At 36.5% G+C, this 22356-nt stretch carries 17 protein-coding genes; 4 read left to right on the forward strand and 13 right to left on the reverse strand.

Features of this window, described 5'->3' with window-relative positions:
* Nucleotides 1–20: 20 nt before the first annotated feature.
* The 7 genes from copA to IGJ11_RS09235 all read right to left on the reverse strand — a co-directional run bounded on the left by copA (nucleotide 21) and on the right by IGJ11_RS09235 (nucleotide 9191).
* Nucleotides 21–2204 carry a copper-translocating P-type ATPase CopA gene (gene copA, locus IGJ11_RS09205; protein ID WP_207433523.1) on the reverse strand — a complete coding sequence of 728 codons (2184 nt, stop codon included), beginning with the start codon at nucleotides 2202–2204 and terminating at the stop codon, nucleotides 21–23.
* Nucleotides 2204–2413: a copper chaperone CopZ gene (gene copZ / locus IGJ11_RS09210; protein ID WP_207433525.1), complete on the reverse strand. Its 210-nt coding sequence runs from the start codon at nucleotides 2411–2413 to the stop codon at nucleotides 2204–2206. Before copZ ends, copA begins: the two co-directional genes overlap by 1 nt.
* Nucleotides 2414–2429: 16 nt before the next feature.
* On the reverse strand, nucleotides 2430–2867 hold the full coding sequence (locus IGJ11_RS09215) for a CopY/TcrY family copper transport repressor (protein ID WP_010718491.1): 438 nt from the start codon (nucleotides 2865–2867) through the stop codon (nucleotides 2430–2432).
* A gap of 73 nt (nucleotides 2868–2940) precedes the next feature.
* Entirely contained in the window at nucleotides 2941–3480 is a 540-nt protein-coding gene (locus IGJ11_RS09220) for a topology modulation protein (protein WP_088745559.1), read from the reverse strand.
* 94 nt (nucleotides 3481–3574) lie between these two features.
* A complete protein-coding gene (locus IGJ11_RS09225; protein ID WP_010718493.1) occupies nucleotides 3575–5035 on the reverse strand; it encodes an APC family permease in 1461 nt (486 codons plus the stop codon).
* A 531-nt stretch (nucleotides 5036–5566) separates the two neighbouring features.
* Nucleotides 5567–7627, reverse strand: a complete 2061-nt coding sequence (locus IGJ11_RS09230; protein ID WP_178285863.1) for a heavy metal translocating P-type ATPase — start codon at nucleotides 7625–7627, stop codon at nucleotides 5567–5569.
* A 385-nt stretch (nucleotides 7628–8012) separates the two neighbouring features.
* A complete protein-coding gene (locus IGJ11_RS09235) occupies nucleotides 8013–9191 on the reverse strand; it encodes a carbohydrate binding domain-containing protein (RefSeq protein WP_207433527.1) in 1179 nt (392 codons plus the stop codon).
* Between the two features lie 315 nt (nucleotides 9192–9506).
* On the opposite strand from IGJ11_RS09235, the gene IGJ11_RS09240 reads away from it, so the two are divergent.
* On the forward strand, nucleotides 9507–10976 hold the full coding sequence (locus IGJ11_RS09240) for a MarR family transcriptional regulator (protein ID WP_242697213.1): 1470 nt from the start codon (nucleotides 9507–9509) through the stop codon (nucleotides 10974–10976).
* 81 nt (nucleotides 10977–11057) lie between these two features.
* On the opposite strand, the gene asnS is transcribed toward IGJ11_RS09240, so the two are convergent.
* The 6 genes from asnS to IGJ11_RS09270 all read right to left on the reverse strand — a co-directional run bounded on the left by asnS (nucleotide 11058) and on the right by IGJ11_RS09270 (nucleotide 19018).
* Nucleotides 11058–12356, reverse strand: coding sequence for an asparagine--tRNA ligase (asnS, locus tag IGJ11_RS09245; protein WP_010718497.1), 1299 nt, complete (start codon nucleotides 12354–12356; stop codon nucleotides 11058–11060).
* A gap of 36 nt (nucleotides 12357–12392) precedes the next feature.
* Nucleotides 12393–13583: a pyridoxal phosphate-dependent aminotransferase gene (locus tag IGJ11_RS09250; RefSeq protein ID WP_178305807.1), complete on the reverse strand. Its 1191-nt coding sequence runs from the start codon at nucleotides 13581–13583 to the stop codon at nucleotides 12393–12395.
* A gap of 19 nt (nucleotides 13584–13602) precedes the next feature.
* On the reverse strand, nucleotides 13603–14124 hold the full coding sequence (locus IGJ11_RS09255; protein WP_207433531.1) for a cell wall elongation regulator TseB-like domain-containing protein: 522 nt from the start codon (nucleotides 14122–14124) through the stop codon (nucleotides 13603–13605).
* Between the two features lie 77 nt (nucleotides 14125–14201).
* Entirely contained in the window at nucleotides 14202–16982 is a 2781-nt protein-coding gene (locus IGJ11_RS09260) for a helicase C-terminal domain-containing protein (RefSeq protein ID WP_025480124.1), read from the reverse strand.
* Between the two features lie 283 nt (nucleotides 16983–17265).
* Nucleotides 17266–17466, reverse strand: a complete 201-nt coding sequence (locus IGJ11_RS09265) for a cold-shock protein (protein ID WP_005875554.1) — start codon at nucleotides 17464–17466, stop codon at nucleotides 17266–17268.
* Nucleotides 17467–17911: 445 nt separating this feature from the next.
* On the reverse strand, nucleotides 17912–19018 hold the full coding sequence (locus IGJ11_RS09270) for a baeRF6 domain-containing protein (RefSeq protein ID WP_010737935.1): 1107 nt from the start codon (nucleotides 19016–19018) through the stop codon (nucleotides 17912–17914).
* Between the two features lie 232 nt (nucleotides 19019–19250).
* Between IGJ11_RS09270 and IGJ11_RS09275 the strand changes: the two genes are divergently transcribed.
* The 3 genes from IGJ11_RS09275 to IGJ11_RS09285 all read left to right on the forward strand — a co-directional run bounded on the left by IGJ11_RS09275 (nucleotide 19251) and on the right by IGJ11_RS09285 (nucleotide 22306).
* Nucleotides 19251–19373 (forward strand): hypothetical protein, encoded by a 123-nt coding sequence (locus IGJ11_RS09275; RefSeq protein ID WP_010718502.1) that lies wholly within the window; start codon nucleotides 19251–19253, stop codon nucleotides 19371–19373.
* A gap of 124 nt (nucleotides 19374–19497) precedes the next feature.
* Nucleotides 19498–20805: a serine hydrolase gene (locus IGJ11_RS09280; protein ID WP_207433533.1), complete on the forward strand. Its 1308-nt coding sequence runs from the start codon at nucleotides 19498–19500 to the stop codon at nucleotides 20803–20805.
* Nucleotides 20806–21106: 301 nt separating this feature from the next.
* The gene (locus IGJ11_RS09285; protein WP_010718504.1) at nucleotides 21107–22306 is read left to right on the forward strand and encodes a YdcF family protein; all 1200 of its coding nucleotides are present in this window, start codon (nucleotides 21107–21109) and stop codon (nucleotides 22304–22306) included.
* The last annotated feature ends 50 nt before the right edge of the window (nucleotides 22307–22356 follow it).

The following is a 22356-nucleotide window of genomic DNA, read 5'->3' on the forward strand; positions in this document are numbered from 1 at the left end:
TTCCTTTCCTCTGAAACGATTTATTTGATCGTTTTTCGATTTAAGCTTAAAGAATTCAATAATACACTGATTGAACTAAAGGCCATTGTGCCACCAGCAATGATTGGGTTTAAAAAACCAAAGGCAGCAAAAGGAATCCCGATCGTATTATAAATGAATGCCCAAAACAAATTTTGTTTGATTTTTTTTAATGTGACAGCTGACAAAGAAATCATTTGATTGATAGAAGTTAAATGACTATTCATTAATGTCACATCGGCTGTTTCCATCGCAATATCGGTTCCACTTCCCATTGCAATCCCAACATCTGCTAAAGCTAGCGCTGGGGCATCATTGATTCCATCACCGACCATGCCAACTTTCTTTCCAGCTTTCTGTAGTTTTTCTACATAGTTGGCTTTTTCTTCAGGTAAAACTTCTGCAAAGATATGGTCGGAATCAATTCCTACTTGTTTGCCGATTGCTTGAGCGGCTCGTTGATTATCTCCCGTAACCATAAACACATCTACACCTTTTTGTTGTAGTTGCTCGATTGCTTGTTTTGCATCTTCTTTGATTTGATCAGCAACAGCGATCATTCCAAGAACCTGTTCTTCGTTGGCTAAAAACATCACTGTTTTCCCTGCCTGTTCTAATTCTAACGCCTGTTCTTGAAATTCATCAAATGAAAGGTTCATTTCAGCTAGTCTCTTTCTAGTCCCAGCAAAATAATGAACACCGTTGATCGTTCCACTGATTCCTGCACCAGGATGAGCAACAAAATCAGTGATTGGCTGAGTTTTTGCACCGACTTTTGCACCATAAGCAACAATAGCTTTTCCTAAAGGATGTTCAGAAGCATGTTCAAGGGAATAGAAAAGGGAAATGATCTCTTTGGGACCGATGACATCTGTTACTTCTGGTCGGCCTTGTGTAATCGTTCCAGTTTTATCCAAAATAATACTATTTAGATGAGCGGCTCCTTCTAACGCTTCGCCACCTTTGATCAATATCCCATTATGAGCACCGACTCCTGTTCCTACCATGATGGCGGTTGGTGTTGCTAAACCAAGCGCACAGGGGCAAGCAATGACCAAAACGGACACACTATGAAGTAATGCTAACTGCCAATCCTTCGTGAGCCATCCTGTAACTAATAGTGTCACCAATGCTAAAAACAAAACGATCGGTACGAAAATCCCTGAAATCTTGTCAGCAATTTGTTGGATCGGTGCTTTACTTCCTTGAGCATCTTCCACCATTTGGATGATTTGTGCCAACACCGTATCTTTTCCTATCTGAGAAACTTGTATTTGGATCAATCCATTGGTATTGATCGTTCCACCAAAAACCATATCTTTTTCTTTTTTCTCAACAGGTACACTTTCTCCTGTCAACATGCTTTCATCCAATGCACTAGTGCCAGCAATGATCCGTCCATCTGTAGGTACTTGTTCACCAGGACGAATCACTAAGATGTCATCGATCATGACCTCATCAATTGCAATCGTCTCTTCTTTGCCATCTCTTAAAACTTGTGCTGTTTTTGTCTGAAGGGACATCAACTGTTTGATCGCATCGCCTGTTTTACTTTTTGCTGTATGTTCTAAATACTTTCCAAGTAAAATCAAGGTAATGATCATACTGCTACTTTCAAAATAAAGATCATGGGAATGGCTAGGGAAAAAACCATTATAAATGCTTAATGCGAAGGCTGCAGATGTTCCAATCGCAACTAAGACATCCATATTCGGCGCTTTAGTTTTTAATGCATGATAGGCTCCTTTATAAAAGCGCCAACCTACATAAAATTGCACAGGCAAAGCAAAGAGCAACTGCACAAGAGGCAGATGGAAGAACGACACAATTGGTCCATGACTTCCAAGCATCATGGCAATCATTGCTAACATCAAGGGTAAAGTCAAGATCGCACTAAAGATAAGATCAAACTTCATTTTTCTTAAATAGGTTTGTTTCTCCTCAGCAATTTTTTGTTTATGCGCTTCGTCATATAAAATTGCCCCATAGCCGATATTTTCGACACTTTTGATCAATCTTTCTGTAGTAGTGTCGGTATATTTCACACTTGCCTTTTCAGTGGCTAAATTGACAGTAGCGGACATGACACCAGGTTGTTCATTTAGTTCTTTTTCGATTCGAGCAGAACAATTCGCACATGTCATTCCAGTAATGACAAATGTTTCCATTTTAGTATTCGTTGCCATCAAATCACCTCTGCTTGATAGCCTAATTCATTGATTGCTTGACAAATCTCTGTCGCTTGAACATTTGCTTCATCAAATTTCACAACGGCTTTTTCTTTTTTCAGCTGAACTTTTACTTTTTTGACACCACTGATTCTTCCGACCGCTTCTTCAACCCGAGCCACACAATGGTTGCAACTCATCCCTTTAACTGAAAATTCTTGTTTCATTCTTGTTTCCTCCTTATTACTGTTTCTTACATTCACATTGGCCAGGTATACAATTACATTCAATCGTTTCGACTGGCTCTTTTTTATTGAGTTGTTTCATGATCTGCTGAATATCTTCTTGGGTCAATGTCGCTTCTTCAACCAAATCAGCAATCGTCGCACCGACTCTTTTTGCACAAATATGTGAAAAGAGATTTTCAGTAGCACTTCGAACGGTTTCCATCTCGGAAACAGCTGGATGATAAATAAATTTCTTTCCCTCTTGTTCAGTCCAAAGCGCTTCTTTTTTCACCAAACGCCCTAGAAGGGTTTTAACAGTTGCTACTTTCCAATCCATCGAATCAGCTAATATCTGAGTGATTTGTTGGGCATTTGCTTGACCTAAAGTCCAGATAACTCGCATGACTTCCCATTCAGAATCACTGATTTTAATTAATACTCTCTTTTCTTCCATTGGTTTTCCACCTCCATCGATTACATTTGTAAACTTAACTTCGATAATAGATTACAACTGTAATCGTAAATTGTCAAACAATAGGCTTATTTTTTTTCAACTGGTTAATATACTTTTGTCGATCACGTTTATTATCTAAAATGAGTAACTTATTTTTTACTTGCAATGTATCAATCAGTTGGAAGATTCGAGGTTCATTCTTTCGCTTAAAACGCCAAACAAAACACAAAAAATCCAAGTATTCTTTATCCAACTTTTCAGTAAAGTCATTAGGCATGTCAGGTCTGGTCGCACGATCTCGCTTTCTTTTTAAAGTTCGTTTGATGACACGAGCCATTGCAAGATACGTTGGCACTCGTAATAAGATGATTTGATCTGCTTCTTGCAGCCTCTTCCTAGCAGTAGCAAGATAGTTTCCTTCGATGATCCAGTTCTCATGTTTAGCCATAAAGTTTTCTTGCTCTAGTTGAAACCAAACTTGTGCCTTTTCACTATAATCTGTACCATGCCATAAAAAATCTAAGGGTAAAAGAGGAATCTTTGCCGTTTCTTGAATAGTTCTTGCCAGTGTCGATTTTCCAGAGCCACTTTGTCCTAAAATTACTATCTTCATCTTATTCCTCCTCCACTCAAAACTTTTTCTTTTTTTATTTATGATAACATGAGGCACAAAAAAAGAGAGAAACGATCGTTTCTCTCTCAACTCATTATGTTTCAATCAATGTTTCTTTTACATTTTTATTTTTATCACGACGGGCAATCGCTGGTAAGATCATTCCCAACATGATCAAAATAATTGGTGTAACGACATTTGAGATCAACTGGAACCACCAAGCTTTAGGATCAGCCGCATACTCGACTTTGGGAACCATTCCCAGAATACAAGCAAAAGCGGTAAAGGCAAAACACCAAGCACCGAAAATAAAACCAACCTTTGGATTCTTCACGAATTTATACTCAGAAGTAAATTTCTTGTAAGCTTTATTCAACATCATATACGCTAAGAATACCCATAAATAACGCATAGGCATTACTACTGAATTTAGATTAGTCAACCATTTCACTAATTCGTTCATGTCTTTGATTCCAAAAATGGGTAGTAAAATGATGATGCTAACTAAAATCCCAGTCAATAAATAGCCATTGACGAGTGTTCCTTTATTGCTTCGTTTACGTAACCATGAAGGAACAAATTCTGGATCTGCATCTGCTAATAAAATTTTCAGTGGTGCATCGATTGAGAAGGCTAATGCGGAAATTTGACCAACCATATTTGTCAAAGCATAGATGATCATCAACGAATTACCAATGCCATAATAGTTGCCTAGGATTTGGAAAGCACTGTAAGCACCATTTGCCATTAAGTCTTTCGGAATATTGTCACTCGCAAATAACATTCCCATCGCTACAGAACCTAAAACCGCACAAACACCAACCATTGCAGCCAAGAAAATCATTCCTTTTGGAAATTCTTTGGCTGGATTTCTTGTGGAATTAACATAAGGAGAGATTTTTTCTGCCCCACCTACTGCAAATACAAGCATCGAAACGGTCGTAAAATAGCTAAAGTCAAATGTCGGGATGTATGTTTTGACCTGATTCATTCCTGTAGTAGCAAATTCCATATCAGTAGTAATAAATGGAGCTGTTACTGCCATCAAAATAAATAAAAGTGACATGACAAACATCGCAGTTCCTGCTAATCCACCAATGACCTTCAATGTGGATAATCCTTTTGTAGAAAGATACAAGAAGGCTAAGAAAATTACTAAGGAAATCACTGCTACCATTTGAACAGTCATTGTGTTAACAATATTTCCATTTCCTTGAACTGCCCATCCAGCAGCAATCAAAATTGCCTGAGGTTTTTGTGCAAGATAAGGAATGTGGACGACCCAATAAGTCCATGCAGCATAGTATGCCAACCGTTTATTTGATGTCGTATTTTCGACCCAAGAGCTGACGCCACCTTTACTGTCTTTAAATGCGGAACCAAGTTGCCCTACGATCAAGGCATAAGGGATAAAATAAATAGCAAGAATCAATAGCCAAGAAGTAACAACTGAAATTCCTTGTTGCGCATAGTTGTTTACTACATTCCCCATGCCCCAAACCATGTTGAAAGCAATGAGTGCTACGGTAAACCAACGTAGTTGTTTATCGTTCATCTGTTTTCTCCTTTTAAATTTTTTTAAATAAAATATTTATCTATTTACAATCATAAACAAATTCTTATCTATTTACAATAGTTCGTTATTTTATGTGTGTATATTTTTAATTTTCCCACACTATTTTTCCATCTTTTTATCATTTTACACAAGATAACACCTTGTATAAATTAGTTAATCCCTTTCAAACTGAACGATGTAAAAGAATTTTCTAAAAATTAGATCAAATAGTTATTTTAATATGCTTACTTTCTAATCAAAAAACAACAACTGGTAGTACAATTCAAAAATCGTTGCTTTTACATAAAAAAAAGAAATTCCCCTTTCATCCGAACAGTCATCAAGCTGACGAATAAAGGAAAATTTCTTTTCTATTGATCAATAACAAACAAAATACACCTATAGAACTTCATTTTAAACACGCATATAAATAGTTTGGTTAAAGATTTTCACTTATTTTCTGATAATCCTACTCCGTAGGCAAGAAAAGTTCACTTTAACGATGCTTGTGTTTAGATCAACAGTCGATCGTTAGAGTTTTAAACATCTCATAGCGTTTAAGACTGCTAGTACAGTGACACCTACATCAGCAAATACGGCATCTCCCATTGTGGCAATCCCGAATGCGCCTAAAATTAAGACAACACTTTTGATCCCGATCGCAAAGATAATATTTTGTTTAACGATTTTCAACGTTTTTCTTGATAAGCGAATAGCATCTGCGATTTTTCCAGGTTCATCATTCATGATCACTACATCAGCCGCTTCGATTGCTGCATCACTTCCAAGACCTCCCATCGCTATTCCGACATCAGCTCTAGCTAGCACAGGTGCATCATTGATTCCGTCACCAACAAACGCAGTCTTTTGCGATGCGTTCGTGAGGATTTGCTCTAATTTAGCCACTTTGTCTTGCGGTAAGAGCTCGCTATAGACCGTGTCGATTCCTAATTCATTTCCAATATGTGTCGCAATTGCTTGTGCATCCCCGGTAAGCATCACAGTTTGTTTAACTCCAAGTTTTTTTAGTTTTTGTAAAGCTGCTTTTGCATCTTCTTTGATGGAATCTGCAATCACTATGCTTCCAACATACTGTTGATCAATTGCCACATATACTAAGGTACCAACTGCTTGATTGACTGGAAAGGCTATATTGTATCGAGTGAAAAGTTTATGATTTCCTACTAAGACTACTTTCCCATCCACAACTGCCTTGATTCCTTCGCCTAAAACTTCTTCCATTTGATCCGTGGGTAATAATGCTCCTTCATAATCAGCTAAAATCGCTTGTGCAATCGGATGTGTCGAATATTGTTCTACACTTGCAACATATTGCATGAATAAAGGTTCAACCATAGTAGTTTCAATTGATTGAACAGAAAAATCACCTTTTGTCAGAGTTCCTGTTTTGTCAAAAACCATGGTGTCTGTATGAGCTAATAATTCAAGGTAATTACTACCCTTCACTAATACACCCATTTTACTAGCTCCACCAATCCCTCCAAAAAAGCTTAAAGGTACCGAAATTACTAAAGCACAAGGACACGAAATCACTAAGAACGTCAAAGCTCGGTAAATCCATTCATCAAATCCTGTATTTGATAACACAAGTGGTGGTAAAATGGCTAATAAAACAGCTAATACTACTACCACTGGCGTGTAGTAACGAGCAAATTTAGTGATGAAATTTTCTGCTGGTGCCTTTTTACTACTTGCATTTTCTACTAATTCGAGCAATTTACTAATGGTTGAGTTTTGATAATTTTTTTCTACTTCAACAACTAATGGTTGATTGATATTGATAAAACCACTTAATACTGACTCTCCTTCAAAAACTTCTTTTGGAACCGATTCTCCCGTTAATGCAGAAGTGTCAACTAATGACTGCCCACTGATGACTTTCCCATCTAATGGTACTCGTTCTCCTGGTTTGACAAAAACATGCTCCCCAATCATTACTCTTTCTGGCTGGGTTGTCACCAATCCAGCTTCTGTTTCAACATGAGCCACTTCTGGTCGAATCTCCATCAATGCACGTATCGATTTTCTTGATTGGTTGACTGCAAAGCCTTGGAAATATTCACCTACTTGATAAAACAACATGACCGCTACTGCCTCTGGATATTCACCAATCAACATCGCACCGATCGTTGCGATTGCCATCAAAAAATTTTCATCAAACAATTGACCTCTCGTAATGTTTAATGCAGCTTGTTTAATAACATCAAAACCAATAAATAAATAGACAAGTAAAAATCCAATAAAACGAATCGGTTCAGCTGGAGCCCAAATAAACAAGCCTAATAAGCCAATAGCTGATAGGACAATACGAATCAGATCCTTTTTTTCTTCATTTAATGTTGAAGTCACTTCTTCCATCTCTTTTACCTCAACTTCTGGTTCTAATTCCTTGATCACTTTTCTAGTTTCAGTTTCGATTTCACCTATCTTATCCTGATCTGCGTCAATCGTTAATTTACCTACAGCAAAGTTAACATTTGCTTGCTTTACCCCATTGATTTCGTTGATTCTTTTTTCGATTTTCATTGCACAGTTTGCGCAATCCAATCCTTCTAATCGATAGCTTTTCATGCTCTGACCTCCTCACTTTAAACATGAACGTTTATTCATGTATAATTATATATGAGTGGTCACTCATTTGTCAAACTAATACTTCTTCTATTTTTTATCAATCAAAAAAGCATTACCTTTACAATAAAAAAAGCGACTCATAAAGTGAAAACCATATCATCCATTGTAAGAGTACAGGAGTGTCACAAATAAAAAAGAACTGAACAACGGAATCTACACTTGTCCTTACCCGAACTAATCCATACCTAATAGCTATCTTATCAGCAATTAAAAAAATAAGCATTTCTCCTATTTGATTAAAACTCCCCCACTAGCCAAACGAGTGAGGGAGTTTTTTTATTGTTGTCGTATCTCTTCATCCTAAGCGATATCTATTTTACTGGGATTATTCCACTTCTATAGTCGCTAGTAGTTGTTGGAAACTATTCGTAGTACTTGTTCCTGGTCGATTACCTACTAATTTAACTGAAATGATATCGCCAGCAACCACGCCTTTACTGTAAGTCACCCGAACAGTCTCATTCATTTTTTTGACTGATGAATAGTAAGCTTTTCCTTTATAAGTTTCCGCGATATATGCATCATTTTTATAAAGTACGATTCGATTGTCTTGCTCAAATATTTCTCGATCAATATCCATCACTACTTTATTTCCAACTACTTGAATATCTTTCACGATCTGATCATATTCAGTCGCTGCTGATTCCAATTTTTTCTCGACTACATAGGTTTCTAACAATACTTTACCTGCAGAGCTTTGACCAGGTGAACCAGGTGCTAAATAAACTTCAATTTTTTCGCCTTTGTTGCCTTCAAACGCACGACGTATCTTTACTAGTTCGTCTGTTATATCTTTATAAGAATAGTATGCTTTACCATTATACGTTTCAAAATAATAGTTACCATCCAAATAAACCATCAGGCGTTGTTTGCTATTAAATTGTTCTGGCGTTAAGTTTAAGTAGATATATGGTTGGTGACTTTCTACTCCAACAGATAACAAAGTATTTTGGGATGTGTCATCTTCTGATTGGACATCGATATTTTTAAAAGTTGCCCAACCATTTCCCGTAGAAGAAAAACGGATAATATATGTATTGTCTTTTTCTGGTGTCGTAAAAGTAAACGAATGTCTTTCCCATTGTTCATTATTATGTGCCGATTCTTGTAAAGAAACAAATTCTTCTCCGTGATTCAATGTACCAAACTCGACTTTACTCGGAAAATTTTTGCTTCCCGCAGCGTCATAAGAAAATGTGTAGGTCGTATTGAGTTGTAATTTCACATATTGATGGATATTTTCGCCCAACATTGCTTTCACATAAGAAACCCCATTTTCGGTTACCAGTGTTGGATTGTTCGATTCTGGGTTTGACACGATCCAATGATCTAAACCAGCGTTAAAATCCCCGTTACTGATAATCGAATCCTCAACCACTTCTTTCAAGTTATCACTGATAGCAATAGCTTCCTTGCCTATGGTTGTTGCATGTACGCCTATAGAAGTTCCTAAAGACAGACAGGCAATACTTGCGACAAATACCTTCTTCATGTTATTTTTCATTCTATTTTCCCCCACTAATTGATTTCTGCTGTTACGATTAGGTAACGAGACTCATTCTATATTATCTCTGGAGATACTCTTTTATTTGCCTTGAATTTTCATGAACATTTTATTTTAAAGATCCTTTTTTACACAAAAAAAGAAATAAATCGCCAAATTCCCATTTTTCATCTCTCTATTTAGCAATCCTGCTAATGTTTACTAATTTTTTGGAATTGTCCATAATTTTTTTTTCAAAAAAAAGAAATTATCATTGCCGATAGCAGCTATTTCATTAGTACAATCCTTATAACGAGTAAGGAGGTTCCAACCAAGATGAAAGCGATATTATCCAAAAAACATTATATCCAATTAATTATTTTAGAAACATATTTAGCAAATGGACAAGTGACCGTTCAACAACTAGAAGAAACAACCCAAGCAACCAAGCAAACGATTCTTAAACAATTGAATGAGCTGGAAAATCGTGGCTTTTTTCAAGTGGAAAAGAAAAAAGATCATTTATTGCTGAGAAAAAATAAACCAATCAGCTATAGTGAAATATACAGTTATATTTATCAAGATTCTGTACAGATTCAATTTATTTCTCTGGTTTTTTCTTGTCCGTTTATAACAACTTCGGAAATTTTAAAAAAACTAAAAATCAGTAAATCTCAATTTCGCCGTATCAAAAAACAAGTAGCTGATTTTTTGAACTGCCATGATATTTGTCTGACTGACTCTCCTTTCTACTTTACAGGAGATTCATCTAAACTATATCAGTTTTTTTATGTCTTTTTTTCAGAAAAATATCACGCTAATACTCAATATATTCTTCCGAAAGAACAATTAATTCTTGATCAACTGTTGCAAGCATTTACCGAATTGCCCAACTTCTCTACTTCTCGAGAACAACAACGATTAAGTAGCTGGATCTGGGTGATTATTAAGCTTAGTGTCCATATACAAAAATCAACGACTTATTATAAATCAGCGGATAAAAATGCAATATCCTCAGCAACTTTACCATTTGATGATTCACGAATCGTCATTGATTATGCACACTTCAAAGAAGTATTCAAGCTTTCATATACGGGTGTCGTCCAATCAAATCTCTTAACATTTCAGTCAATGATGAAAGAACCAAAGCTTTCACTAGAAATGCAAGGGAAAAAGCAATCCTTGATTCAGTTGACAACTGAACTCTACCAGCTATTTGGAGAAAATAAAGAAATTGAGCTCCATTATTCGATCGATCAATCACTAACTTTGTCTGGAAAAATCAAATATTTGTTAAATGATCAAAAAAAACGATTTGTGATTGAATTTTTTAAGCAAAATGGGCGCTTTTCTGCCCATACTGCTAACCGACTGTTACAAAAATTGATCACTTTCAGAAATGAAATAAATGATGATCCTTTATTTTATGAATGGCTCTATCTTACAATTATCTATGATAAACACTTAAAGGAACTTATTAGAAAAAATCAACAGAAGAAAAAAATTGGTCTTGCTTTTACCTACGACCAAGTACATAGTGAATTACTGATTACGCTTCTTAAAACGAAATTGAATGAGTACGCAGTTTTTGAAATCATTGATGTCCAAGATTCTGTAATGAACGATCAAAATGCAGATTCCATCGATTACTGGATTTCTAATATTCCAATAGCTCCTCAGAAAAACTGGCTACTTTTAGACAATTATCCTTCGCTAAAAGAGATTCGTACCTTAGAATTGCTTCTTCAGCAATCAACGATCCAACCATTAATCGAAGCTTTAAAAAAGCCATTACCAACTGACTAAGTTATAAAAAAACTGCAGAAAGTTAACCTCCTAAGAGGCCACTTTCTGCAGTTTTTTGTGGTTGAACCAGCTATTTCATTTTTATGGATAGATACGGTTCAACAAACGTGGGAATGGAATTGCTTCACGCACATGGTCGATACCTGCGATCCAAGTAACTGTTCGCTCTAAGCCCAATCCAAATCCAGAATGTGGCACTGAACCATATTTACGCAAATCAAGATACCAAGAATATTCATTTTCGTCTAAACCATGATTTTTGATCTGTTCTAATAAGAATTCATAATCCGTTGCCCGTTCACTACCACCAATGATCTCACCGTATCCTTCTGGTGCGATCATATCAGCACAGATCACTACATCTTCACGAGTTGGATGTGGTTTCATATAGAAAGGTTTGATTGCTTTTGGATAATTCAAGATAAATACGGGTTGTTCAAATGAATTGGCAATGAATGTCTCATGCGGAGAACCAAAATCATCGCCCCACTCAATATCATCAAACCCATTTTTCTTCAATAATTCAATCGCATCATCATAAGAGATACGTGGGAATGGTAACTTCGTATAAGTTTTCAATACTTCTTTGTCTCGTTCCAAGACATCTAATGCGTAATCACAGTGATCCAATACATTTTGTACTAAGAAAGCAACATATTGTTCTTGGACCTCTAGACTTTCTTCTTGATGTGTAAATGCCATCTCAGGTTCAATCATCCAAAATTCGATCAAATGACGACGTGTTTTTGATTTTTCTGCACGGAATGTTGGACCAAAGGAGAATACTTTACCAAAAGCCATCGCTGCAGCTTCCATATATAATTGACCACTTTGTGATAAGTACGCTTTTTGGTCAAAATAGTTCGTTTCAAATAAGTCAGTCGTTCCTTCTGGTGCAGAACCAGTTAAAATTGGAGGATCGATTTTGACAAAGTTATGGTTATTAAAAAACTCATATGTTGCACGAATAATTTCATTTCTGATTTGCATGATTGCATGTTGTCTGGAAGAACGTAACCATAAATGACGGTGATCCATCAAAAAATCAGTTCCATGTTCTTTAGGTGTGATGGGATAATCATGACTTTCACTGACAACTTCGATTGTCTTAATCCCGATTTCGTAGCCAAATTTTGAACGGCTATCTTCACGGATTTCTCCGGTCAAGATGATTGATGTTTCTTGGTGAAGATTTTTCGCTAATTGAAATACTTCTTCTGGAACTTCACTTTTCACAACTACTCCTTGAAAATAAGCCGTTCCATCTCTTAGTTGTAGAAAAGCAATTTTTCCGCTTGAACGTTTATTTGCTACCCAAGCGCCAATCTTTACTGTTTCTCCTACATGATTTTTCGAATCAATGATTTGAATTGTTTCCACTTATGACTCTCCTTCGCTCTACCTTAATTATTAGGATTATATTTGACTTTTACTCTCAATAAATTGCGCAATACGTCGGACTGCTTCTTCCAAAGTTCCAAGATCCGTTGCATAACTTAATCGCACATTTTCTGGCGCACCAAACCCTTCACCAGTTACTAAAGCAACACCCGTTTCCTCTAATAGATCTTCTACCCACTTCGTGACATTCTCATAACCGCACATAGCCAACGTTTCTTTTACATTCGGAAACAAATAAAAAGCACCTTGTGGTTTATTAAGTGTCACTCCAGGTAAGTTTGAAACAAGTGGATATAAGATATTTAGGCGTTCTTCAAATGCCAGGCGCATTTCTTCCACTGGATCTTGCTCACCAGTCAACGCTTCAATCGCAGCATATTGACTGACTGCTGTTGAATTACTTGTTGATTGAGAAGCAATTGCAATCATCCCATCGATGATTTCTTGGTTCCCCAAAGCATAGCCGATTCTCCATCCCGTCATTGCATAAGTTTTTGAGACCCCATTGATGATGATCGTTTGCTTACGAATAGCTTCAGAGATTGTTGCAATTGGAGTAAACTCATTGCCATTATAAACTAAACGTCCATAAATATCATCTGCAACTATCAAAATATCATGTTTGACAGCCCATTCTCCGATTGCTTGCAGCTCTTTTTGATCATAGATCATTCCTGTCGGATTCGAAGGAGAGTTGATGATCAATGCTTTCGTTTTAGGGGTTAGTGATGCTTCTAGCTGGGAAACAGTTATTTTAAATCCATTGTTTTCCTCGCCTTTAACAAATACCGGTCGACCTTCTGCTAATTTTACTTGCTCTCCATAACTTACCCAATAAGGTACTGGGATGATCACTTCATCTTCAGGATCTAAAATCGTCTGAAAAAGGGCATATAACGCAAATTTTGCACCATCCGTTACAATTGTTTGAGAAGGTTCATAGGTGATCCCATAGTACTCCTTGATATAATCGACAATTGCTTGGCGTAGTTCAGGAATCCCTGCGCTCGGCGTATAGTAACTTGCTTTGCCGTTTCTAATTGCCTGAACCGCCACTTCTTGGATATTTTCGGGCGTTGCAAAGTCAGGTTCTCCGACCGTTAGACTTAAGATATCTTTTCCTTGTGCTTTCAAAGCTTTTGCTTTTGCTGCTGCAGCAAGCGTCACAGAAGGTTCTAATTGTTGTACTCTTTTTGACAGCTTCATCCTACTCATCCTTTACAAATTATATTCCAGTGATAGTTTTTATTTCTTTCCCTGACTCGAAAGAAAGCAAATAATAATTGAATTGATCCTTTGAATTTTTTCCAACAACTTCCCAGACAGCTTGATTATCGTACATTCCTAGTGAAGCTTTTTCGATTTGGACTTCTGGATGAGCTTGACCAATTTTTTCTTTTGCTTCTTGTTCAGTTATCCCATCTTTTTGAGCTAATACTTTGACCTTTTCGCCCGATTTAGGAATAATGACCGCAATTTCTTGCCCTTTATCGTTTTTACCAGTCAAAGAAAAGTAAGTATGATTCCGAGTAAACCAATAAAAGTGATCTGCTTCTTCAAGTCCTGCGTATTTTTTAGCAATCTCAATTGCTTCTTGTTTGGCTTGCATCCTTGGGCGGCTCGCACGTAAATAAAAAATCGAACTAAATACGATGATCGCTAATAAAGCGATAATCAACCCTAGTAATACATGATTAATTGTTTTTTCTTTCGGAGATTCTTGCTTTTGTTTTGATTGTTTCTTCAAGGATCGTCGCTCCTTTTATATTCGCTAAGTTTTATTATAGCAGATTTTTCATGCGAAAATAGATTGTCTGAAGAAGTTTATTCTTCGTTTTTCTTTAAGAATTTTGGGATATCTTTGCAAATATCGTCCAATGTTTCTTCTTTGATCGTAATATTCTTCGGTAAGGCCTGCAAGATCCGATTACTGTATTTCGCAGACAGTAATCGACGATCCAGAATCAATAAAACGCCTCGATCTTCTTCACCACGAATCAATCTTCCTAAGGCTTGTCTCAATTTTAAAGCAGCTTTAGGGATCGATTCTTGATAGAATGGGTTGATTCCTTCTGATTCAAGGTAGGTATTCCTTGCCTTCACCATCGGTCGTAACGGATTGTCAAAAGGTAAGCGGGTAACCACGACAATCTGTAAAGCATCCCCCGGTAAATCCACACCTTCCCAAAAACTATCAGCTCCAAATAAAACACTCATTTCAGACAGCATGAATCGTTTCAACAATTTCTGTCGGCTACCGCCGATCCCTTGGGCTAAGATTTCCCGTCCTTGCTCTAACATGGATAAATGAATCGCCTGATAAACTTTTTGTAAAATATCATGTGACGTAAACAAAACCAAGATTGGCCGCTTTTCTTGTAAGATCAATTGAGACAACGTCTGAGACAAATAGTCCACGTATTGTTGCTGATCAACTTGACTAATTGACGGTGCTTCTTTGGGTACATAGATACGGGCTTGTTTTTCGTAATCATAAGGAGATGCGATCACTTTCAATGGTGTACCTTCAATTCCTAAACGTTTCGCAAGATACTGACGATTCGGTCCCACTTTAAGCGTGCCGCCAATATATAAAATATGTGTGTAGCGCGGATACCAAACTGTTCTTTTCAGTGAGGCTGCCTTGAAATCGTGAAGATGAAAAATCGTTTGTTGCGCCGTTTTGTTGGGAACAAACCAATGGATCAAATTTTCATGCCAATCTTCCAGCCACTGTTCCATCAAAGTTGCTTGCTTTTCCATTTGATCGAATAATTGATAAAGAGTGGCTAAATCAATGCGCATTTGTTTCGTCCAGCTTTCTTGAATGATTGTCAAACTTAAGCGCATTTGGTCTTGTAGTTGTTTGATTTCACGATAAAACACATGGAGATGGTCAATTGCAAGGCTCGACTCAAATGGTAACTGCGAAAGCATTTCTTGAGTAACCATCATTTCTTCTGGATACTGACCGTTTGTTTGCTTTGCCGCAAATTGATTCAGTCCTTCTGCCAGAAAAATTTGCGCTTCGTTAAGTGCGTTTAACTCCTCTTGGTAAATCTCTAACCAACGTTGAACTTCGTGGTTTTCTGGTAAATACGCTTTGATCCGGTCAAACAAATGATCCGATTCGTTAAATTGTTGGATTTGTTTGAAAAAATACGCAATACTTAAGCGGCGATCATTGACTTTCTCTGCAATATCAGGCAAATGATGCGCCTCATCGATCAATAAATATGGACTCTCTGGTAACAATGGTCGCTTTCTTTGGGTTTCTTGGACTAAAAAGGCATGATTCACAATCAAAAAATTGCTTTGCTGGATCTTTCTCTCTAAAAAACGAACAAAATCTTGTGCATAAAACGGTTGATTTTTAGCTAAAAATGAAGTCCCCCGATGGGCAATCTCACTAAAGAGAAGATGATTCAAGTTGGTCAAATGCAATTCGTCTAAATCACCGGTTTTTGTTTGAGTCAACCAAACAAGGATTGCCATTTGGTAAAGTAAATACTGTTTTTGTTCTTTTGGCGCTTCAAGGGTCGCTTTAAACCTTTGTAAATCGATATAATGGCGATAACTTTTAATCACTGTTGCTTGAATCGGCTGATCCAACAATTGATTTAACAATGGGATATCTTTCTCCAAGATCTGCTGCTGGAGTACCAGTGAGACAGTACTGATGATCGCCGGCTTTTCAGGAGTGGCTAAATAGCTGAGTGGGAGTAGATACCCGATCGTTTTTCCCATTCCAGTAGCGGCTTCAATCATCAAATCTTTGGACTCATCTTTGGTAAAATGATCGTATACTGCATTCATCAAGCGATTTTGTTCCTTACGATACATCAATGTTTTCCCAAATATCTTTTCTTTAGCTTGTTTCTTTCTAGGATAAACTTGCTCGTTGTAATGAATGCTGGTATAAAGATCTACTTCTTTTTTTTGCAAAGCTAACCCATCGATTATCTCTAATTCTTCGTTTAACGGCTGAGGTTGTTCTCTCATCTCTTCCATCACACTTTGAATAAATCGACTTGTATCCATTCCAGTTTGCCCACTTAATGCATAAATGGCTTCTAATGTGACTAATGGTAAACGGCGCATCCGTTCTTCAATCAATAGAAGAAGTTGGGCAGTCACTTCGGCATCACTATCAGCTTGGTGTGGGTTTTCATGAATAAAGCCTAGACTCTCTGACAGATCAGCCAATCGAAAGCTTGGCTCACTTGGCAAGAAGATTTGAGCTAATTCAACAGTATCGATGCCAGGAATCTTTAATCCCGGTGTTTGGCACCTTAATAGCTCCTGATTAAGAAAGTTATAATCAAAATAAATATTATGAGCAACAAAAATCGTATCCGCCAACAGATTATAGATGGTTGCGGCCACATCTTCAAAATAAGGTGCTTGTTGGACACGACGATTGGTAATTCCTGTCAGATGTTGGATTTGTTTGGAAATCTTGCGTCCGGGATTAATATCAATCGAAAAACGAGAAGTGATTCGACCACCTTCAATCATGACACATCCAAATTGGATAATGCGATCTTCTTTTGGATTTGTCCCAGTCGTTTCAATATCGACAACTGCATAAGTTTTTGATTTCAAATTTACTTCCTCTTCTCTTGCCTTTAAATGTTCTCTTGCGATTATACTACAATCACCAGAAAATTTCTTAATCTCTCTTTCCATTTGTGAAAAAAACCTTTATATTATTGGTTTACTTTCTAAATCATCTGATCACCTTAACTGCCGGCTGATTACTCAACTACCTGTTGATGCAGAATCAATTCCACTTATCTGAAGAACGTATTTAACTTCGTGATTGATCCAAAACAAAAAAGCTCGACAACTACAAAGTAGTTATCGAGCTTTTATTCAAATCAATTAATTAAGCTTTAACAACGTTAGTTGCTTGAGGGCCACGTTGACCTTCTTCAACGTCAAAGTTTACTGTTTGACCTTCTTCAAGAGTTTTGAATCCGTCGCCTTGGATAGCTGAGAAATGAACGAATACATCGTTACCGTTTTCTGCTGTAATGAATCCAAAACCTTTTTCTGAGTTAAACCATTTTACTGTACCTGTTTCCATAATAAAAATCCTCCTTGTGTTTCAACACATATTTTGCAATTACTTGAATGGTGTATATCTGGAAGATGTTTATTTGAAACATGCCACAGATTACCGAACAAAAACTACACTCTTAATATATCATATCGGTTACAAAATAGCCACTATTTTCCCTTCTTTTTTTCCTTTTCATCTGGTGTTTTCTGACAAAAACGAGAAAAAGAGTGATATCTCTGTATTCCGTCCTAACAAATATGGAATCGTTTCCTTATAATTCAGACTTTCTCTAACGATTTTTTTTGATAAGATTCCCCTTAAGAACGATAGTTGATAGTAAAATAACACCGGTTGAATTAATTTTTTCTACTTTTTATTTTTTTACTATAAAAAAAACTGAGGAAAAAAAATTTCCCCAGTCTTGTTCTATCATTTCTTTATTCAACATTCAAAATCTCATGGCACTCTATTAGTAACGAAGGATTGCTACTAAACTTTTCTCATCTGGTGCCTCTTTTTGTTCAAGAATGACTACTTGTCCTCCGTTCATGATGACATTATCTGCCAATTCATTTAAAACTTGACGGCGATCATACTCTGTTTCTGGATCTTCTCCAAATCCATCCACTAAGTTAGACGTAGCAATAAACAAGTGAGAAATTTTCCCTTCTTTAGCAGCTGGAACGATATCCACTAGTTGATCGATAAATTTCTTATCTAACAAACGATTATACCCTTCTGCTTCTTTCGCAGCTAATTCCTCAGAGAGTTTTTTAGCTCCTGCTTCGATTTCTTTTAACGATAATTGTGCAGGTGAGGCAGAGATCGCCACATCAGAACAATAGTACGGATTTTTAGCAATTTTTTTGAACATCGTTTGGTTTTCCGGTAATGCAAAGAGATAAATTGGGCGTTTTTCAGGATTGTCAAAGGTATCCTTAAGATAATCATCAACTGCTTGATAATAATTGACCCAGTCGATCTCTACTTCCTCATCTTTTGGATTGACACCATGAAACGTAGCTCCCTCACTACCATTTGAAGTATAGTTTAATCCGCCACCTGTTAACTCCGAACCTAAAGCTGTTACTACATCTTTCGGTGCATCTTCCGGTAATTTTACTTCAGTTACCTGCTTATTGTTTACTTCGTACAACTTCATTGAATCACGATTCAATCCTAGTAGATAATAAGCGTAGTTAAAGTGACTATTTTTGATAATCGCTAGAAGATATGGCAGATCACTCACATAATATTGGTCATCTACAGGAATACCTAAGCGATGGATATACGTATGTTCTGGAGATAAGATGACAGCCACGCTTGTTGTAGCGCTTCGCCAAAATGAAGCATCTTCTAACAAACTAGTGATTTTTTCTTGGAACAAAGACCAGTCATGTTCAGCATATTTTTTTTCAAACCGTTTTTTTGCTTCTTTCGCAAAATTTTTGAACTTGATTTGATCTTTTTCTACATCTTGATGTGCGACATGGGTGTTCAACATAATCGTGACGAATGGGCCTGTAGCACCTTCTGAAGTCAGCTGTGACAATAATTCTTTCGCCATTTTTGTCATAATCGTATCCCTCCTAAAAAAAGTCATTCCTTTACTATAAGTAAAGTCTACCACAACAAATTTTTTCGAGATAATAAAACGAATTTTAATAAAACGACTTATTTCTATTTTTGTTTTATTTAATTAATTTCATAATTATTTCATACTTTACTCAATCACTCCTTTCATTTCTTAAAAAGAAATTCAATTCTTTTTGCTATACTAATAGAAAATAAATGAATGAGGTGATCACATGCACATATTCATGATCTTCAGTTTATTAACCCTAACTGCTGTTACTATTTTTGTTGCTTCTCGATTGAATGAGCCAGAAGTGCAACCGGTAAAAATTCGTAGCAAAGATCAAGAGAAGTAACCACTTTTCTCCTTTTTCTATAAATATCTTTTATTATGTTTTTATCAGAAATATTGAAACTACTCTATCTCTTTGATAAAATTTTAATTTATAGGAAAACTATTAGAAAACAAGGAGAAAATAAATGCCCCAAAAAAAATTACGATTGTTCATGTTATTAACAAGTTTGATCTTGTGCCTCACTGCGATTTTACCAATCACAGCAGTTCACGCTGACGAATCATTCAAAGTCAATGCAAAAGCCGCTTTTGCTGTTGATGCAGAGAGTGGTAAGATCCTTTATGATCAAGATGGAGAAAAACCAATGGGAATTGCTTCAATCACCAAAATAATTGGTCTTTATATCGTTCTTGATCAAGTAAAAGAAGGAAAACTGACTTGGGATGAAAAAGTGTCAATTTCAGATTATGCTGAAAAATTGAGCGTTGTTCCTGACTTGTCAAACGTACCGTTGCACAAAGAGAACAGCTATACGGTCAAAGAACTTTTTGATTCAGCCTTTATTCAATCTGCTAACGCCTCAATGGTAGCTTTAGCCGAAAAAATAGCTGGCAGTGAAACAAAGTTTCTTGAATTGATGAAAAAACAATTAAAAGATTGGGGTATTAACGACGCGACGATTGTGAACGCCTCTGGATTAAATAATTCCTATCTCGGTGAGAATCGTCCTGAAGGTACCTCGGAAACAGAAGAAAACCAAATGTCAGCCAAAGATGTTGCGATTGTTGCCAGACACTTGATCTTAGATTTCCCTGAGGTATTAAAAGTGACAAATACTACTAATGAAACATTCGGCGAAGGGACTCAGTCACCTGTCGAAATGGTGAATTGGAATTGGATGCTTTCTGGGTTTGTTAACTACAAAGAAGGCGTAGATGGTTTAAAAACTGGTACAACTGAATTTGCTGGTGCTTGTTTTGTTGGAACGATCAATAAAGAGGGTAGACGAGTCATTACGGTTGTTTTAAATGCCGATGACCATGCAACAAATCCAAGTGCCCGTTTCAACGAAACCGGACGCTTAATGGATTACTGCTATGATAATTGGTCAATTAAAGAACTTGGAAAGTCCAATGCAAGTATTCCAGATTTAAAAAACTTAGCAGTGAAAGATGGCAAAGAAACTTCAGTAGCTGTTGCCTTAAAAAATCCTGTAAAAGTTTGGGTAAGAAATGGTATGGATACTGGTAAATTAAAAATTACTCCTACCCTTGATAAAAAAGTCGTAACGAATGATCAAGTAGCAGCTCCCGTCAATAAAGGTATGAAGGTAGGGACAGCAACGATTACCTTAGCCGATGATTCACTGGGCTATTTGGAAGACAATAAAGAACCAACCACAGATATTATTACTGCTAAATCAGTTGAAAAAGCAAATATCTTTGTGATTGGTTGGCGACATGTTACTGATTTTTTTAGTAATTTGTTCTAATCCAGCTAAAATACCAACAAGTAGAACGTAGAATTTTAAGTACACCTCTTAAGTCAGAATGTCATTGTCTAACTTAGGAGGTGTACTTTTATCTAACAATCCCTGCTACATGCCTCAAGTTTTCCTTTTTTTAGTTTTTAATTTTTCAGAACAGCTTTTTTCTCTAATTTTAGCTATAATAGTAAAGGTTGTGTCAATTTTATTGATTTTATCTTTCAATCAATCGTTTTTGCGTAAATTGGTATCAACCTAAACAAAACACGTTTTATTTCGTGTTCACTAAACGAAAGGAGTTAATTCTATGAATTTGACAAGAGACCTGACTTTCTTGGTTCTCTATGTTTTAGGGTTTACCGGTATTCTTTATTGGCGCCGTCGTCAAAGTGATCCTGCTCTGTTCTTTTATTGTGGATCTTGGACATTTATGATGATGGTCACTTACTTCATTGTTTTGGAAATTTTTTATTCCACCTTTTACTTTTTGATCCCACTTGTTTTTTTCAGTATTTTTGCATTCTCCTATTTTACTGAAAAACGCAAACTATTGAACGGGGTATTGTTCAATTTCTTTTTAATTAGTTTTGGTGGCTACTTAGTCACCTTGCTGCTTGAAACACAAAATATTTTTATTGGTGGTTTATTTGCAATAATTGCTATCCCCGTTTTGTTGATCTTGTTATTTGGCGTTTACATTTTGATCGTCTTTTTATTTTGGAACGGGTTATTAGTTTTAAAAAGAGAATCTCGCTCATTAGCCAATCTCTTAACTTTATTATTAGCAATCTTTTTGACGTTATATACTATATTTCAAATCTTCTTTATCCAATATTTCCCACAATGGTTCAATGTATTATTCACGGCTGTCCCATTGATTCTGTTTTATCTTTTTGTGGTTTTCTATAACTTTATAACCGTTTCTTTTTTGTATCAGTTCAACCGTCCACGATACAACCAAAATTACATTATCGTTTTAGGGGCTGGTCTACTAAATGGCGAAACGGTATCCCCTCTTTTAGCAAAAAGAATCGACAAAGCGATCGCCTTTTATTGGGCACAAAGTAAAGCAACCTTGAACCCGCCTATTCTATTGATGTCTGGTGGTCAAGGATCAGATGAAAAAGTGCCGGAAGCAATTGCGATGAAGCAATATGCTTTAGCTAAAGGCATTCCTGAGAGAGATATCTTGGTGGAAGCCAATTCAAAGACAACTTTAGAAAATATGCGTTTTTCTAAAGAACTCATGGATCAACAAACTGGTGGGCCATATCGAGCGATTTTCACTTCTAATAATTACCACATCTTCCGTGCAGGTCTTTATGCAAAGCAAGCTGGTTTAAAAGCGGATGGAATCGGAGCGAAAACTGCCTTTTACTACTTGCCGAATGCATTTTTGCGAGAATATATCGCCATCTTGGTTCTGCACAAAAAAAGACACTTGATCGTTGGTGGCTTAATCGTGCTATTTACCGTATTATTCGCAGCTTTGAGCATCTTTATTTAAATAAGGCATTTGGGTGCCCCCCAAATGCCTTTTACTTTTTGTAATCTTTC

Origin of the sequence: Enterococcus sp. DIV0691 (assembly GCF_051711145.1) — a bacterium.
Classification (GTDB): Bacteria; Bacillota; Bacilli; order Lactobacillales; family Enterococcaceae; genus Enterococcus_B; species Enterococcus_B hirae.